Genomic DNA, 15,584 nt, shown 5'->3' with positions numbered 1-15,584 from the left:
CGACACTAATGTCAGATATGGCTCATAGGTGCAACGCGACGGCTCATCGGACGGTGGCGGAAGTGCATCCTGAGCGCATGGTGAACGTCCTGCTCCTACGAAGACGCGCTCGAGCGGGTGTAGCGCGAGGACTTCGGTTTCGACGCAGTGCTGGATCGGCAGCGACAGCCCGATGAAACAGGGGCGCTGATCGCATTCCTGCATCCGACGAATGTGGCTTTGTGACCGGTCGGACGATCTACACCGACGGCGGTGCCCGTAGTCAGCGGTCCGATCCGTCGGTCGTCACGCCCGACGTGACCAAATCCGAGATCGCCTCGTCGGTATAGCCCAACTCTCGCAGGATCTTTCGGCTGTGCTCAGCGAGCGCAGGAATATCACCCAGCGGTGGCTCGATCCCGGCCAACGTCGCCGGCGGCAACAACGCGTCGATCGGCCCGCCCGGCGTGCGGACCTCCCGCCAGCGGTCACGTCCGGTGAGTACGGGATGTGACCACAGATCGCCGACGTCATTCATGCGCGCATTCGCGACGCCCGAGGCCTCGAGCCGTTGCGCAAACTCGTCCGCCGTCATCGGCGCGATCGCGGCGTGGATGATCGCCTCCAATTCGTCGCGGTTGCTCACCCGTTCGGGGTTTGTCACGAAGCGCGTGTCGTCACACAGCTCCGGCATCACCAATACCTCGTTACACAGCCGGCGCCACTCCCGTTGATTCTGAACGGCGAGCAGTACCGTGCCGCCATCTCCGGCGGTGAACGGGCCGTATGGAGCAATGGTCGCGTGTCTGGCACCTGTGCGCATGGGCGCTGTGCCGCCGTAGTGCGCGTAATAGGCGGGCTGGCCCACCCATTCGACGAGTGACTCGAACAACGAAACCGACACCGGGCGTACCTCCCCGGTAGTGGCGCGCACGTAAAGCGCGGTGAGAATGCCCGAATATGCGAACATTCCTGCCGCGATGTCGGCGACCGACACGCCCGTACGCGCCACGTCGTCGCCCGTTCCGGTGACCGACAGCAGCCCGGCCTCGGCCTGGACCAGTAGGTCGTACGCCTTGCGGTCTCGCCACGGGCCGGTGCCGCCGTACCCGGTGACGTCGCAGACGATGAGCCGCGGGTACTCGGTGGTCAGCGATGCGGCGTCCAACCCCAATCGGGTAGTCGCACCCGGTCCGAGGTTCTGCACCAACACGTCTGAGCCGGTCAGTAGTCGGCGCAGGATTCGTTGTCCCTCAGTGCTTTTCAGATCGAGAGTCAGAGACTCCTTGCCTCGGTTCAGCCAGACGAAATAGCTGGAGTCGCCGTGCACACTGCGGTCGTAGCCGCGGGCGAAATCGCCGCCGTCGGGTCGCTCCACTTTGATCACCCTGGCGCCGAGATCGGCGAGTTGCCGGGTGGCGTACGGCGCTGCCACGGCTTGTTCAAGGCTTACGACAGTGACTCCGGACAGCGGGCCCATCAGAAGTCCTTTCGCCCGGTCGCGCCACGAGATGACATAAGCGTCAGATAGTCTTTCTAGGGAGCTATGAATTGGCGTCGTCATTGCATGACAGTCGGCATAGAGCATATGTACAAGATGTCAGAATAGACTATGGTGGCGGGGTGACACAGGCAGCCGCTCTCTCGGGCACACGGGTCATCGAACTGGCGGGTATGGGGCCTGGTCCGCACGCAGCCATGGTGCTCGCCGATCTGGGCGCCGACGTCATCAGGGTTCAACGTCCCGGTCAACTCGCCGGACGAGCAAACCCGCAACTGCGGGGGCGTCGCGTCGTGGAGGCGAACCTCAAGGATCCCGCCGACCACGCTGCGGTCCGTCGGCTCATCGATCGAGCCGACGTGCTGATCGAAGGATTTCGCCCGGGTGTGACCGAGCGTCTCGGTCTGGGCCCGGACGTCTGTTGCGCGACCAACCCTGCTCTGGTGTACCTGCGATTGACCGGCTGGGGACAGACCGGCCCACGTGCATTGGAGGCCGGCCACGACATCAACTACATCGGACTCACCGGATTGCTCCATGCGATCGGCCCCGCCTCACAGCCCCCGGTGCCGCCGTTGAATCTGGTCGGTGATTACGGCGGGGGATCGATGCCCGCCGTCATCGGCGTACTGGCCGCCCTTGTCGAGCGGCAGACCTCGAGCCGCGGCCAGGTGATCGACGCCGCCATCGTCAATGGAGCCGCCCAGCTTACACAGGTCGTCTGGTCGATGCGTGCCGACGGCCGTTGGTCAGATGACAGGGGCACCAACGTCTTTGACGGCTCGGCGCCGTTCTACCGCACCTACGAGTGCGCAGACGGCGCCTATGTCGCCGTCGGCGCGCTCGAGGCGGAGTTCTTCGCCAAGATGTTGGCGGTTCTGGACATCGACCCCGAAACCGTCGGTCCGCAGCGCGACGAATCCGGCTGGCCCGCGATGCACGCGTTGCTGTCAGACACGTTCGCGCAGCGGACGCGGGACGAATGGAGTGCGCTTTTCGCGAACACCGACGCGTGCGTGACACCGGTATTGACCCTGGCGGAGGCGGTCGCCGACCCGCACCTAACGGAGCGGGGCGTGTTCATCGAGATCGACGGCGTGACGCAACCTGCGCCGGCACCCCAGTTCTCCAGGACTCCCCAGCCCCTGCCATCGGAGCCGCCCCGGCACGCCGAAGCAGCGGACGATGTCTGGACTGACTGACGGAACAGGATTCTGCAACCACGCCTCTGCCCGCCTCGTTCCGGTACGGCGGTGAACACGCCGCCGACTGCTGGGATCTCGTCGTCGCGGAATTATATTGTCAGGCACCGGATTACGTATCCTCGCGGTGGGCCTCCCGGGGTCGCGGCCGTACGCCTGGAAACCTCCCGTCCGCGACGTTCGGACAGTGGGTGGACTCCGTTTTCGCTGACATCGAGCGCTCTGTGCCGACGTGCTTTTACCGACGGCAACGGTTAGTTCAGGTGATGGCCCCTTCGATCTTCAACTCGATGAGTTCGTGGTCGTCCATGCCCAGCTCGCGCAAGACCTCGTCGGTGTGTTCGGCGAACATCGGTGCCCGGGTCAGATGCCCGGCCGCCTCGTCGAACTTCACCGGGTTGGCCACCAGGCGCTGTTCGTTGCCCTGGGCGTCCCGGACCTCGGCGATGCGCCCGTTGGCGATCATCGACTCGTCATTGGCGACCTCCCAGGCGTCCTGCACCGGCGCCCACTGACCGTGTAGATGTTGCAGCAGCTGCGTGCATTCGTCGAAAGTCCGCGCACCGATGGCTTCGGCGAGCAGCGCGGTGGCCTCGTCGGCGTGTGCTGCCAGCGACTCCAGCGAGGCGAACCGCTCGTCGAGGGCTGCGGATCTGAGCCCGAAGAGTCGGCACATGGGAGCCCAGTAGCGGGTCGGCTGCAGCATCGACAGCTGGATGAAGCGTCCGTCGGCGCATCGGTAGGCACCGGTGAGTGGGTTGCCCGGCGCCTGGGTGCGATGGTCGATCTTCGGCAGCGGGCAGCCGTAGAGCATGGCCAGGTTAACGCTGGACTGGTTGGCCCACGCCCCGACCGCCAGTAGCGACACGTCGATGACGGACGTCTGCCCGGTTGCTTGCCTGCCGTAGAGGGCGGCGGCCACCGCGCCCGCGATGGTGATGCCGCCGATGTTGTCGCCGAACGCGCCCGCAGGCATGCCCGCCGGCACCTCCGAGTCGTTCGGCGTGACGCCGGCGGCGTTGCCAGCCTGCGCCCAGAACGCCGTCGCATCGTGCGCGCCCGTCTCTCGGTGTGGTCCTTCGCTGCCATACCCGCTGCCCGCGACGTAAACGATCGACGGGTTGATCCGTCGTATCTCGTCGACATCGATGCGAAGTTTGGCCCGCGCCTGGGGAAGAAGGTTGGTCAGGAAGACGTCGCTGCGTCGCACGAGTTCCTCGAACACCGGTCTCGTCTGGTTCAGCGCGAGGGACAGCCCAACGCTGCGCTTGCCGCGATTGGGTGCCTCGACCATGGGCGAAAACGAGACACCGGGCGCCGTCGCGGAGCGCCCCGCGACCGTGACCATTCCGCGTTGCGCATCGCCGGTCACCGGATTCTCGATCTTGATGACGTCGGCACCCCAGTCGGCAAGTACCGCACCCGCAGAGGGAACGAAGGTGAACTGTGCGACCTCGAGGACGCGCACCCCTGTCATCGGCTTCTGCATGACATCCCTATCTGATCAACATCCCTATCTGATTAACGACCGGGCGATGACTTCGCGTTGGACCTCGGTCGCGCCTTCGCCGAGTCGTTTGACGCGCAGGTCGCGGAACCAGCGTTCCAGCGGGAGTTCGGTGGAGATGCCGAGGGCGCCGTGGATTTGGATGCAACGGTCGAGCACCTTGTAGGCGGCCTCGGTGCCGTACATCTTTGCGACCGACGCGTCGACGCGGACGTTGCGGCCGAGATCGGCGTTCCATGCCGCCTGGTACATCAGAAGTCGCGCGGCGCGCAGTTCCACTTCGCTTTCCACGAGCATCCATTGGATGCCTTGTTTGTCGGCGAGTCGGCCGCCGAAGACGTCGCGGTCCTTCGCCCATTGGCACGCCATGTCCAAGGCGGATTGCGCGATGCCGATCGGGCCTGCGGCATAGACGATGCGGCCGTGCACGAGGAAGTCGCTGGCCAGCGCGAAGCCCCGACCTTCCCCGCCGACCAGATGGTCGGCCGGTATCCGGACGTTGTCGAAGTGCAGTTCATATGGAGCGAAAGATGCCATGACCGGGATACGGCTGAACGTGACTCCCGGGGTGTCCTTCTCGAGGATGAAGGCCGAGATTCCGTTACGCCCCTCGCCGGTGCGCGCGTAGACGATGCCCCAGTCGGCTTGGGGCGCATGGGAGATCCACATCTTGGAGCCGTTGAGCACATACCCCCCATCTCCCGAGCCGTCCCGCACCGCTTTGAGCTGGATGGCCCGCGCCGGGTCAGATCCGCCGGAGGACTCGGTGATCGCGGTGTACGCCTTGCTCATGGTGCCGTCGATGATCGGCTGTGCGTACTTCGCGAACTGGTCGGGCGAGGCCTTGAACATGATGTTGGGTGGGTTGCCACCGAACGCCCCAAGAGCCGGAAAAAACGCGCCCATACGGCATTTCGCGGCTTCTTCGGCGACCACCACTTGGCCGAGCACGCTGAGTCCGGCGCCGCCGTACTCCGCTGGCGTCTGCAGCGCCCACAGGCCGAGCTCGCGCGCCCTGGCCTGCAATGCGACGAGCTGGTCGCGGGGGAGTCCGACGGTGTCGTGGTCCAGCTTCTCCTCGACGGGATGCACGTGCGCATCCATGAAGCGACGCACGGTGTCGCGCAGCAGCACGAGTTCCTCGGGCAGCTGCCAGGCGCCGGTGTCGTCGGACGGCAGTTCAGGCATGTCAGCTCCGCGCTGCGGCGATCGTCATATGTCTCTCCTGGTGGTCAATTGCTCAGCCGAGCGTGAACGGGTCCCGGGTCGCCCCGGATAGTTCGACCCAGACGGCCTTGGTTTCGGTGAAGTCCTTCACGGCGTCGATGCCGTTCTCCCGGCCGATACCGCTGTAGCCGATACCTCCGAATGGAACATGCGGGGCAACAACGCGATACGCGTTGACCCACACGGTTCCTGCTCGCATCTTCGCGGCCACCCGGTGCGCACGGTGCACGTCCTTTGTCCACACCCCTGCGGCCAATCCGAACTCGGTGGCATTCGCCGCAGTCACGGCTTCGTCCTCATCTGCGAACGTCATCACTGCGAGCACGGGTCCGAAGACCTCTTCGGCGACAGCCCGCATCGACGGATCCACACCGGTCAGCACCGTAGGCTTGACGAAGAAGCCGCCGAGGTCGTTCGCCGGCTCGCCGCCGTAGGCCACTGTCGCGCCCTGTTCGCGGGCAGAAGCGAAGTGCGACAGCACTTTTTCGTACTGCGCCTGATTGGACACCGGGCCCATCTCGGTCGCCGGGTCCTTCGGGTCGCCTAGCTTGATGGTCGCCGCGCGGGCCACGATGCGCTGGACCAGTGCGTCGGCAACGCTCTCGTGGACCAGAAGACGCGAGCCCGCCAAGCATGTCTGACCGGTGGCCGCGAACACGCCTGCGATGACGCCGTTGGCGGCAGCGTCGAGGTCGGCGTCGTCGAACACCACCTGTGCGGACTTGCCGCCCAACTCCAGGGTGAATCGAGTCATGTTGGCAATCGCCGCCTTGCCGACGTGAATTCCGGTGGCCGTCGAACCGGTGAACGCAACCTTGTCGACGCCGGGGTGCGAGGCAAGGGCGGCGCCGGTCTCCGGGCCCCAGCCGGTGACGACGTTGATGACGCCGGGCGGAAAGCCGGCCTCGGCGAACAGCTTCGCGAACGCCAGCGTCGACGTCGGCGTGTGGTCACTGGGTTTGACGACGAAGGTGCACCCTGCCGCCAGCCCTGCGGCGAGCTTCCAGGTCAGCAGCAGCAGCGGCGAGTTCCACGGGGTGATCGCACCGACCACGCCGACCGGCTCGTGACGGGTGTAGACGAAGAAGTTCGGCTTGTCGACCGGAACGACCTCGCCTTGCAGCTTGTCGGCCAGCCCGGCGTAGTAGAAGTAGTAGTCCGGCAACGCCTTCATCTGGCCGACCATCTCCCGGGTCAGCTTGCCGCCGTCGCGGACCTCCAACTCGGCCAGGTTCTCGGCCTCACGCGCGATGACTTCGCCCAACCGCCACAACAGCTTGCCGCGCGAAGTAGCGGTCAACTGCCCCCACGGGCCGTCCAGCGCCGCGCGGGCGGCGGCCACTGCGCGGTCGACGTCCGCGGCCCCGCCGTCGGGCACGCGCGCCCACGGGCTGCCCGTGAACGGGTCGACGCTGTCGTAGGTGGCTCCCGATGCGGCGGCGGTCTGCTCGCCGCCGATCAGCAAGTCGAACTGCACCAATTGCTCAGTCGTGGTCATATCGACCCCTCCTATCGGGTGCGCGGCGCTTTCTTGTTGGCGCGCGAGTCGGTCCGCCCCGCGCCGGCGTTGCCCAAATCCGTGTAGAACTTGCCGTGTCGTGCGGCGGCGCTGGGCGGCAGGTCGCGAGCCTCCCACATGGCGCGGACCGTGCCCTGAACCCCCAAGGGCCGCCGTGCGGCGATCTCACTCGCCAATTCGGTTGCCCGCGAACGCAACTGATCGTCTGGGACCACTTCGGTCACGATGCCAATCCGCAGTGCGGTTTGTGCCGACATTCGTTCCTCGCTGCCAAGGAGGGCCCACCGCATCACCTCGCCGTAGGGCACGCCGAGGGCGAGCATGCCCATCGGTTCCAGTGCCGAGACGATCCCGGCATTGGCATGCGGATCGAAGAAGGTGGCCGTCTCGCTGCAGATGGAGAAGTCGCATTCGTTGACGAAGTACATCGCGCCGCCCGCCACGATGCCGTGCAGCGCCGCGATCACCGGCTTCCACACCCGGTGGGCCTTCGGTCCCAGCAGTTCTCCGGGGTCTTCCTGGTTGAAGATCGACTTGTGCTTCCACCAGGTTCCTTCGGACACGTCGATGCCGGTACAGAAAGCTCGCTCGCCATTTGCGCGGAGCACCGCGACATGGATGTCGTTGTCGTCGCGCACCCGGGCCCATACCGCAGCTAACTCGTCTGCCATCTGCTCGGTGAAGCTGTTCATCCGATCAGGTCGGTTCAACGACACCGTGGCTACGTGATCGGACACGTCGAACTCGACGGTGTGCAGGTTCCCCAGGTCAGTCACGGGGTCGATCATACCTGTATAACTTGGTTAGCGATCTCGCGTTTGAGGATCTTTCCGGCCGGGCCGAGCGGGAATTCCTCGCGGTATTCGAAACGACGCGGTTGCTTGTAGCCGGCCAACTTCTCGCGGCACAGCGAGGTGAGCTCGCGGGTCAGCGCATCGGTGTCGTCGACGTGGGATTTCGCAATGACGACGGCCACCGGGGTCTCGCCCCATTCCGGATCCGGCACGCCTACCACCGCAACCATGTCCACGTCGGTGTGCTGCGCGATGACCCGCTCGATCTCGGCGGGGTAGACGTTGAAACCGCCGGAGATGATGAGGTCTGTGCGGCGGCCGGTGATGTGGAGGTAGCCGTCGGCGTCCAGGTAGCCCAGATCGCCGGTACGCAGCCCGTCGGACTGGAACGTCTCGGCAGTCTTCTCGGGTAGCTTCCAATAGCCGACGGAGTTGGCGGGACTGACGATGACGATCTCGCCGACTTCGCCGGTGGGGGCGTCGCTGCCGTCGGCGTCGATGACGCGAATCGCGCACATTGGTGTCTCCTGGCCGCACGACGTGGCAATGGACGTCCTGCCCGCAACGATGTCGCGGTGGTCCTGCGGAGTGAGAATGGTTGCCTGCCCGCCGCATTCGGTCAGTCCGTACCGCTGCTGTAGGTCGCAGCCGAGCAGGTCCATTGCCTTGCGTGCCAGGCCTGGCGGCACGGGCGCCGAACCGTAGGAGATTCGCCGCAGGCTCGACATGTCCCGCGGGGGACCGTCTTCCAGGATCGCCAACGTGCGGTGCAGCATCGTCGGGATGAACGTGGTGAAGGTGATCGCGCTGCGTTCGATCTCGTCGATGACCGCCTGCGGATCGAAGCGTTGGTGGATCACCATGGTCTGACCCAGGTAGAGCCAGGACACGGTGCGCACCATGCCACCCGCGGTGAAGAACGGGGTGGTGGCCAGCATGACGTCGGACCGGTTGGCCTCGGTCACCAGGTTGGTGTCCGCCGCCTGATAAAGCAGCCCGCGGTGGGTGTGCATTACACCCTTGGCGCGACCGGTGGTGCCGCTGGTGTAGAGGATGACGGCGATGTCGTCCGGCGAGATGTCGCCGCGCCCAGCGCTCGGCTGGGCCTGCGCCAGTGCAGACTCGTAGTCGGTGACCAACTCGCTGAGGCCTTTTTGCGATTGGGCGCCGATGCCCAAAACCAGCCCCAGCCCGCTCAGTTCGCCGAGGAATTTGTCGAGGTGATCGGTGTGGATGATCACAGCGCTCGCACCGCAGTCGTCGCGGGCGTGGGCCACTTCGTCGGGCGCCAGCCGGATGTTCACCGGCACGGCGATCAACCCGGCCTTGGCGAGCCCGAACGAGATCTCCGGCCATTCGATGCAGTTGCGCGCGATCACCATTACGCGGTCGCCGGGTTCCAGCCCACGCTCGGCGAGGAAGCCGGCCAACCGCCGGGCCCGCTCGTCGACCTGGGCCCAGGTGTGCACCCGGTCGGCGTCGACCAGGGCGCGCTTGTCCGGGTAGCGGCGGGCGTTGTTGGTGGCGATGTCACCGATAAGCATCAGTTGCACAACCTCATATCAGGAATGCCAACGTATCGACGGCTCCGCCCGCGTCGACCAGGTGCACGACCTTGCGGACCAGCCGTGGGCCGCCCGGTGTTCGCCTGACCGTGTGGCGGACGCGGCCGGCCCAGAAACGTTGGCGGATACGGTATTCAAACAGCGAGAAGTTGGATTCGACCGTGATCAGACCGTCGGCATCCTCAATCACCTCACTGTTGGAGATGATGCGCCGCATTACCGACGGCGGCGTTTGGGAGTGCCGGTTGCCGGTGTTGAGCTGAGCGACGCGGCTCTTGATGCGCCGCCGGTTGTCGTTGATGTAGGCCAGCGTGGTCCGCGGGTCGTCATCGGGGTGCATGGGCACCCGATACTCGACGGTGTCGTCATCATCCGCCCACAGTGCTTCCCACTCGGAGTACCGGCCTTCGTCGGCGAGTCGAGCCTCCAGATACAAGAAGGACAGGATGTCGGCATCGGGCAGTGGCCGCAGCGTGGGGCGGATCTGGGGCGCCGGCTGTTCCGACTGAGCGTTGACTGTCACGCTCCTGCCCCTCCACCGACGACGGCCGCCCACTGGGAATAGAACCCGCGCTGTGGCGTCTCAGCGCTCTTGTCCCGGTTGATGATTCCGGTCTTGTCGTGCACGTCGTTTTCGCTACCGCGCGCCAGAACGAGCCATTCCGGCAGTTCGGCGGCCAGGCCGGCCTGGTTGCGCATGCCGATCTCGCCGTCGTCGGCGATGAGGAACCCCGCCGGACCCATCGCCCCCTCGGAGCGCCGCAGCGTGCGTTCGTTTAACGCGTCCTGACCAGGTATCAATACCGCGGTGGTGTAGGCCACGGTGCGGTCGGGGGCCTGTGGCTCGACGAACATGACGTTCATCTCCGCCAAGAACAGGTTGGGCCAGATCAGCGTGTGGGGTGGACCCACCACGAGGGCGTCGTGTGCCTGCTCGGGACCGTAGGCCTGCTCCAATGTCTCCACGTAGGAGGCCAGCTTCGCCCGCGGGATCCGGCCGTACCAGACGAATTCCTCGTCGAGCTTGCGGTATTCGTCGCTGTAGTCGATCTCAGAGTGGCCGTTTCCGAGGTCGCGGACCAGCACGTCGACCTTGGTCGGTACGTGTGAAACCTTGGCGGGCTTGATGGCGTCGTATACCGAGGCATGCGTGAAGAGCGCGTGGTAGCCGTCGACATTGTTCTCCACCACCATTTTCCAGTTGGCGTGGTGCAGGTGCTTCATCCAGTTGGCCCGCAAGTCGATCTCACGGTTCGGGGACAGGTTGAGCAGTCGATCGATGGCATGTGTCGCGTTGCCGAGGTGCTCGCGCAGCGAGATGCCCTCAGCCGCAAGCGAGGCGAAGACGAAGCCGCCGTAACTGTCGACCCGTGGAGCCTGGGCAAGTCCAAGTTCGGAGCGGATCTCGTTGAAGGCCTTCCCATACCCTTCCCGCATCGGAACACCTTGCAGCGCACCAGTGTTGTTGAATGTCCAGCCGTGGTACGGGCACCGGAACGAGTTGGCGTTGCCCTTTTCCGCGTTGCACAGCTTGTTGGCGCGGTGGGTGCATCGGTTGAGCACCACCCGCACGACGCCGTCCTTGCCGCGCACCACGACGACGGGGTCATACCCGATCATCCGGGTGAGGTAGTCGCCCCGTTCACTCACCTCGCTTTCGTGCGCAACGAAGACCCAGCCGGTCTTGAAGATGGTGTCCATTTCCCGGCGGAAGATTTCGGCCGAGGTGTAGACCGACCCGTGTACTCGGTCACTCCGGATGATCTTGCTGACGTCGAATTCGTCAAGGGGCGGGGCTGATTCGAGTGTCGTCACTCGTCCTCCAAAATGTCAATGGCTGGAATTGCAATGTCGCCGAGCCGGCGAAAGCCGATGTGAACCACGGTGCCGATGGTCGGAGCCGTGTCCGCGGGGAGTGCGGTGGTCATCACCAAGCGGTGGCCACTCGAAAGTTCGACGTCGACGATGGGGTAGGGCCGTTGCGCACGCACCAAGCCGGGCTCGCGCCGGTGCATCAAGGTGGCCGAATGAACGGCGCCATGCAATTCCACAGTGCGCCAGCCACATTCGGCGGATCCGCAGGAGTCGCAGACTTCCTGTTCAAGGTCGAGCGGCTGAGCACATCCCGCGCAGAAGGGCAGGGCGAGCTCGCCGCGGGCTGCCGCTTCGTAGAGCGGTGCCAATCGGTCGCCGGCGGTCTGCGGCGCCAGCGAAGGGTCGAGCAGCCAGTCGTGGACTACTTGCGCGGCGGGCTTGACGGCAGCACTCATGTCGCCCGCTCCAATACCAGCGCAGCGTGGTGGTCGACACGGCCGCCGATGCCGCCGACCAGTGCGACCGTTGCGGCCGGAATCTGGCGGTCGCCGCCTGTACCGCGCAGCTGGATCACCGCTTCGGCCAGCGGCGTCATGCCCTGCAGATAGAAGCCGGAGAGCTGCCCGCCACCCGTATTCGTGGGCAGCGTGCCACCCCGGCCGGTGTGGCCGTCGCGCACGAAGGCGCCGGCCGGTACCTCGCCGGTGAGCCGGTACTCATCGAGCAGCATCAAGGTCACGATCGAAAACGGGTCGTAGAGCTCGGCAACGTCGAGGTCCGACCGTTGCATGCCGGCTTGCTCGAGCGCGTCGTCCACGGCCCGGCCGCCGCCCCCGAACCACGACTCGGCGCCTGCACGCCGTCGCCGTACCGGATGGTGGCGGCCAGTGCCGCGGATGCGAAGTCGTTGGGTGCCAACCGAACTGCGGCCGGTCAGCACCACCGCGACCGCGCCGTTCACTGGCCGGGCGCAGTCCAGCAGCCGCAACGGCTCCGAGATCATCGGACTCGCGTCGTAGCCTGCGTCGTCGAGCGGTTCGCGGTTGACGGCATCGGGATTGCCCCGCGCCCATCCGCGCGCCGTGGTGGCCACGGAGCGCAGTGCATCGGGGGTGGTGCCCGTCACGTGCAGCCACCGTTGCGCCATCAGCGCGTACGTCGGCACCGACCCGAGCAGACCTGACGCACGCTCAAGCCCGCGCACGCCTGAGTTGCCCCCACTGTGGGCGTAGGTCGATCCCGCACCCCGGTCGGCGACCAGCGGCGCGTCGGCGAAGACGCACAGCACGGTGGACGCCTCACCCGTGGTGATCGCGTGGCGCGCACGCTGGATCATGGCGATGGTCGTCGCGCCCTTGATCTCGACGTGCTCGAGGAGGCGCAGGTCCGAGAAGCCGCCCTGCGTGGCGAATCCGACGCCCAGCCGGTCCGGCCGAATGCCCTGCGAGGAGCCGACCAGAAGCCCGTCGACATCGGCACGCCCGATTCCGGCGTCGGCCAGCGCGGCCGTGCTTGCCCTTGCGGCCAATTCGAGGGGCGCGGCGCCGGGGCGAAGCGACATCTCGGTCATGCCCAAGCCGACCAGGTCGACGGCCGAGGCGCTCACGGCGCTTCCCTGGGTCGACGTTCACCCCGGTAGTTGCCGACGCGCAGCCACTCCTCGCGGTCTTCGGGCGTAGCCAAGGTGAAGCTGGCCAGCTCCAGCGGACACAGAAACACGTGCTCGCCGCCCTCGAGATCCTCGACGAGCAGGCGCGGACCATTGCCGCTGACGTCCAGCGACACCCGCACGGCCGCGAACTCGTTCACCAGCTCGGCGAGCACGCGACGTCCCGACGGAGTGTCCACCTGCCCAGTTTTACCGCATATGACTGTCAGAATCAATGGAAGGGGGCCAAGCGGTAGCCACATGATTGGATATCCTCAGGAGGGCATAAGTGTTTCTCTACATGCGAACATATCGACTATGCGACCATATCTGGACACGTAGAACGCCGGTGGCGTAAGTTGACAATGCTGTCAGAAACAAGGGTAAGAAGGGGCAATATGACCGGATCTTTGGGCCCAAACCTTGTACATCAGTCTGGGGTTAGCCCGTCGTGCGTATCGCCGGACGTAGCCCGGCGTTCAGAGTGGGCGGGTTTGTTTCTCGATGTACTGCTCGGTGATGGACAGAGGTGCGCCGCCTTAGGAGACGGTGAAGTAGGACGGCGACCAGAGGTGACCGTGCATGCGGGCGCGGCGATAGGTCTGGGTTGTCAGTGCGCGGGCTTAGGGTCGGATCATGCAGATGCGCTACCGGTACCGCATCGAACCGACACCAGCCCAGCAGTCGATGCTGTCGCGGGTGTTCGGATGTTGCCGGGTGGTGTTCAACGACGCACTGCGCCTGCGCGACGAGGCCTATCAGGCCGGGATCAAGCTGTCGGACAGCGAGATTCAGCGCCGCGTCATTACCGTTGCGAAGAGCACAGAGGCGCGAGGGTGGCTGTGCGAGGTGCCCAGTGTGGCGTTGGTTCAGTCGGTCAACGACTCCCGCCGGGCGTGGCGCAACTTCTTCGACTCAATCAGCGGGAAACGCAGCGGCCGCAAGGTGGGCCGACCACGCATGAAGTCGCGCAAGGATCATCGGCAGTCGTTTCGGCTCACCCGCAACGGATTTTCCGTACGGCCCAATGGTCGGCTGTTTGTGGCGAAAGTGGGCGAGGTGCCGGTGCGCTGGTCGCGAGATCTGCCGAGCGACCCGTCATCGGTCACGATCATCCGCGAGCCGGATGGGCGCTTCTACGCCAGTTTCGTCGTCGACGTGCCGGCGTCACCGTTGCCGCCGGTGCAGCGGGAGGCCGGGATCGACGTGGGGATCACGCGGTTGGCGACCATCGCCGCGACAGATTGTGTGCGTACGGATGTGGCGAATCCGAAGCATTTGGGTCGCAAGCTGCGCAAGCTGGCGCGGTTGGAGCGGGAGAAGTCCCGCCGGCAGAAAGGATCAGCAAACAGGGACAAGACGCGGCGCAAAGTCGCGGTCGCACACAACGAGGTGGCGCGTACTCGGCGGGACTATCACCACAAGCAGGCTTTGGCGTTGGTTCGCGAGAACCAAGTGATCCACGTCGAGGACCTCAACATTGTGGGCATGGTCAAAAATCGCCGACTGGCCCGCGCGATCTCGGACGCGGGCTGGGGCCAGTTCGTGCGGATCATCGGCGAGAAGGCCGACCGCTACGGGCGCACCGTGCACACGGTGTCGCGGTGGTTGGCATCGAGCAAGACATGCTCGGAGTGTGGGCATCGGCTCGACGAACTCCCGCTACAGGTCCGGCAGTGGACGTGCCCGGCGTGCCGGGCGGTCCACGATCGCGACCACAACGCCGCCAAAGTCATTCTCGCCGCCGGGCGGGCGGAGAGACTAAACGCTTTTGGAGCCCCGATAAGTCCTCCTGCAACTCGGGAGGCACAGGGCGATGAATCAGGAAGCACCCCAACAGCGGCCTAGCCGTACGGGAATCCCCGCCGTTCATGGCGGGGAGCACGTCAACCAATCGAAGAAGAAGACCGACGCCGACGGCGTCACCCGGCTGGACACCGAGAACTACCGGAGCCTCTGGATGTATCTCAAGGAGCTGGAATTTCGGCAGGGATTCGTCGACGTGCCGGTCAACGGCGCAATGGTTCGCACGCGATATGTCGAGGCCGGCAGCCCGGACAAGCCGCATGCGATCCTCCTGCACGGCACGGGCGGCCACTGGGAGACGTTCGCACCCAACCTGGCCGCGCTCTCCGAGCACTTCCATTGCGTGGCCATCGACATGGTCGGAAACGGATTTTCCGGCAAGCCGGACTACGACTACGAGATCGCCGTCTACGTGGAACACGTGTTGGGTGTGATGGACCACTTCGGCATGACATCGGCCAACTTCGTCGCCATGTCCCTCGGGGCGTTCGTCGCATCTGCAGTGGCCGTCGGTCATCCCGACCGAGTGGACAAGGTGATCCTGATGTCGCCGGCCGGCCGCGAGGCGTCGGCGTCGAACATGGCGCGCATCCGGGCGGAACGGACCAAGGCGGTCAACGAGCCGACATGGGAGTCGTTGCACGCCGTGTTCGCGCATCTGATTGCTGACGAGAGCAATCGACTGCCCGACCTGATCGGCTTACGCCAAGCGGTCTATCGGCGCGAGGACACTCGCAACACCATCGATCGGCTGCTGATCCTTCAGGACGAGAAGGTGCGCAACCGCAACCTGATTCCCGACGACAAGTGGCGCAGCATCACCGCGCCTGTGATGATCGTGGCCTCCGGCAAGGATCACGGCGTGTATCAGGACACCGCACGCACCATCGCCGATTTGATTCCGAACTCCGAGGTGTTCGAGATGGCTACAGTGCGGCACTGGCCGCACTTCGAGGACCCCGAGTCGTTCAATGCCGCAGCCGTCGAGTTCCTGACGCGATGATGAGCGCTCGCGCGAAGC

14 protein-coding genes are annotated in these 15,584 nt (G+C 65.4%); 3 read left to right on the top strand and 11 right to left on the bottom strand.

The genetic code is table 11. The features are described 5' to 3' along the window. Nucleotides 1-262: 262 nt before the first annotated feature. Nucleotides 263-1,459: a CaiB/BaiF CoA transferase family protein gene (locus AC0KTM_RS12355; protein WP_064939776.1), complete on the bottom strand. Its 1,197-nt coding sequence runs from the start codon at nucleotides 1,457-1,459 to the stop codon at nucleotides 263-265. Nucleotides 1,460-1,602: 143 nt separating this feature from the next. Between AC0KTM_RS12355 and AC0KTM_RS12350 the strand changes: the two genes are divergently transcribed. Further along, on the top strand, nucleotides 1,603-2,682 hold the full coding sequence (locus tag AC0KTM_RS12350) for a CaiB/BaiF CoA transferase family protein (protein ID WP_081283834.1): 1,080 nt from the start codon (nucleotides 1,603-1,605) through the stop codon (nucleotides 2,680-2,682). Nucleotides 2,683-2,941: 259 nt separating this feature from the next. Here the strand turns inward: AC0KTM_RS12350 and AC0KTM_RS12345 are convergent, their stop codons facing one another. The 10 genes from AC0KTM_RS12345 to AC0KTM_RS12300 are packed head-to-tail and all read right to left on the bottom strand — an operon-like array spanning nucleotide 2,942 to nucleotide 12,957. Beyond that, entirely contained in the window at nucleotides 2,942-4,171 is a 1,230-nt protein-coding gene (locus AC0KTM_RS12345; RefSeq protein WP_014384962.1) for a CaiB/BaiF CoA transferase family protein, read from the bottom strand. A 24-nt stretch (nucleotides 4,172-4,195) separates the two neighbouring features. After that, nucleotides 4,196-5,377 (bottom strand): acyl-CoA dehydrogenase family protein, encoded by a 1,182-nt coding sequence (locus AC0KTM_RS12340; RefSeq protein WP_472415633.1) that lies wholly within the window; start codon nucleotides 5,375-5,377, stop codon nucleotides 4,196-4,198. Nucleotides 5,378-5,429: 52 nt separating this feature from the next. Then, nucleotides 5,430-6,914 (bottom strand): aldehyde dehydrogenase, encoded by a 1,485-nt coding sequence (locus AC0KTM_RS12335; RefSeq protein ID WP_472415632.1) that lies wholly within the window; start codon nucleotides 6,912-6,914, stop codon nucleotides 5,430-5,432. 11 nt (nucleotides 6,915-6,925) lie between these two features. Beyond that, nucleotides 6,926-7,723, bottom strand: coding sequence for an enoyl-CoA hydratase/isomerase family protein (locus AC0KTM_RS12330; protein WP_472415631.1), 798 nt, complete (start codon nucleotides 7,721-7,723; stop codon nucleotides 6,926-6,928). Next, a complete protein-coding gene (locus tag AC0KTM_RS12325; RefSeq protein WP_472415630.1) occupies nucleotides 7,720-9,273 on the bottom strand; it encodes a class I adenylate-forming enzyme family protein in 1,554 nt (517 codons plus the stop codon). Before AC0KTM_RS12325 ends, AC0KTM_RS12330 begins: the two co-directional genes overlap by 4 nt. Before the next feature lie 13 nt (nucleotides 9,274-9,286). Further along, nucleotides 9,287-9,817, bottom strand: a complete 531-nt coding sequence (locus tag AC0KTM_RS12320) for an aromatic-ring-hydroxylating dioxygenase subunit beta (protein ID WP_064939788.1) — start codon at nucleotides 9,815-9,817, stop codon at nucleotides 9,287-9,289. Beyond that, the gene (locus AC0KTM_RS12315) at nucleotides 9,814-11,109 is read right to left on the bottom strand and encodes an aromatic ring-hydroxylating oxygenase subunit alpha (RefSeq protein WP_014384956.1); all 1,296 of its coding nucleotides are present in this window, start codon (nucleotides 11,107-11,109) and stop codon (nucleotides 9,814-9,816) included. The genes AC0KTM_RS12320 and AC0KTM_RS12315 overlap by 4 nt, the downstream gene beginning before the upstream one ends. Further along, nucleotides 11,106-11,564 (bottom strand): Zn-ribbon domain-containing OB-fold protein, encoded by a 459-nt coding sequence (locus AC0KTM_RS12310; RefSeq protein ID WP_472415629.1) that lies wholly within the window; start codon nucleotides 11,562-11,564, stop codon nucleotides 11,106-11,108. The genes AC0KTM_RS12315 and AC0KTM_RS12310 overlap by 4 nt, the downstream gene beginning before the upstream one ends. After that, the gene (locus tag AC0KTM_RS12305) at nucleotides 11,561-12,679 is read right to left on the bottom strand and encodes a thiolase family protein (RefSeq protein WP_472417453.1); all 1,119 of its coding nucleotides are present in this window, start codon (nucleotides 12,677-12,679) and stop codon (nucleotides 11,561-11,563) included. The genes AC0KTM_RS12310 and AC0KTM_RS12305 overlap by 4 nt, the downstream gene beginning before the upstream one ends. Before the next feature lie 32 nt (nucleotides 12,680-12,711). Further along, nucleotides 12,712-12,957, bottom strand: coding sequence for a hypothetical protein (locus AC0KTM_RS12300; RefSeq protein ID WP_041785005.1), 246 nt, complete (start codon nucleotides 12,955-12,957; stop codon nucleotides 12,712-12,714). A 436-nt stretch (nucleotides 12,958-13,393) separates the two neighbouring features. On the opposite strand from AC0KTM_RS12300, the gene AC0KTM_RS12295 reads away from it, so the two are divergent. Together AC0KTM_RS12295 and AC0KTM_RS12290 are read left to right on the top strand one after the other, a co-directional pair. After that, a complete protein-coding gene (locus tag AC0KTM_RS12295; protein WP_472415628.1) occupies nucleotides 13,394-14,605 on the top strand; it encodes an RNA-guided endonuclease InsQ/TnpB family protein in 1,212 nt (403 codons plus the stop codon). A 112-nt stretch (nucleotides 14,606-14,717) separates the two neighbouring features. Next, nucleotides 14,718-15,566: an alpha/beta fold hydrolase gene (locus AC0KTM_RS12290; protein ID WP_472417451.1), complete on the top strand. Its 849-nt coding sequence runs from the start codon at nucleotides 14,718-14,720 to the stop codon at nucleotides 15,564-15,566. Nucleotides 15,567-15,584: the final 18 nt, after the last annotated feature.

Source organism: Mycobacterium sp. NTMscope_Eco_3 (assembly GCF_976985685.1).
This window is presented reverse-complemented; position numbering and strand designations above follow the sequence as displayed.

Coding starts and splice junctions, on each gene's coding strand:
- AC0KTM_RS12355 (WP_064939776.1), bottom strand. CDS start 1,459: ATGGGCCCGCTGTCCGGAGTCACTGTCGTAAGCCTTGAACAAGCCGTG.
- AC0KTM_RS12345 (WP_014384962.1), bottom strand. CDS start 4,171: ATGCAGAAGCCGATGACAGGGGTGCGCGTCCTCGAGGTCGCACAGTTC.
- AC0KTM_RS12340 (WP_472415633.1), bottom strand. CDS start 5,377: ATGCCTGAACTGCCGTCCGACGACACCGGCGCCTGGCAGCTGCCCGAG.
- AC0KTM_RS12335 (WP_472415632.1), bottom strand. CDS start 6,914: ATGACCACGACTGAGCAATTGGTGCAGTTCGACTTGCTGATCGGCGGC.
- AC0KTM_RS12330 (WP_472415631.1), bottom strand. CDS start 7,723: ATGATCGACCCCGTGACTGACCTGGGGAACCTGCACACCGTCGAGTTC.
- AC0KTM_RS12325 (WP_472415630.1), bottom strand. CDS start 9,273: ATGCTTATCGGTGACATCGCCACCAACAACGCCCGCCGCTACCCGGAC.
- AC0KTM_RS12310 (WP_472415629.1), bottom strand. CDS start 11,564: ATGAGTGCTGCCGTCAAGCCCGCCGCGCAAGTAGTCCACGACTGGCTG.
- AC0KTM_RS12305 (WP_472417453.1), bottom strand. CDS start 12,679: ATGACCGAGATGTCGCTTCGCCCCGGCGCCGCGCCCCTCGAATTGGCC.
- AC0KTM_RS12295 (WP_472415628.1), top strand. CDS start 13,394: ATGCAGATGCGCTACCGGTACCGCATCGAACCGACACCAGCCCAGCAG.
- AC0KTM_RS12290 (WP_472417451.1), top strand. CDS start 14,718: ATGTATCTCAAGGAGCTGGAATTTCGGCAGGGATTCGTCGACGTGCCG.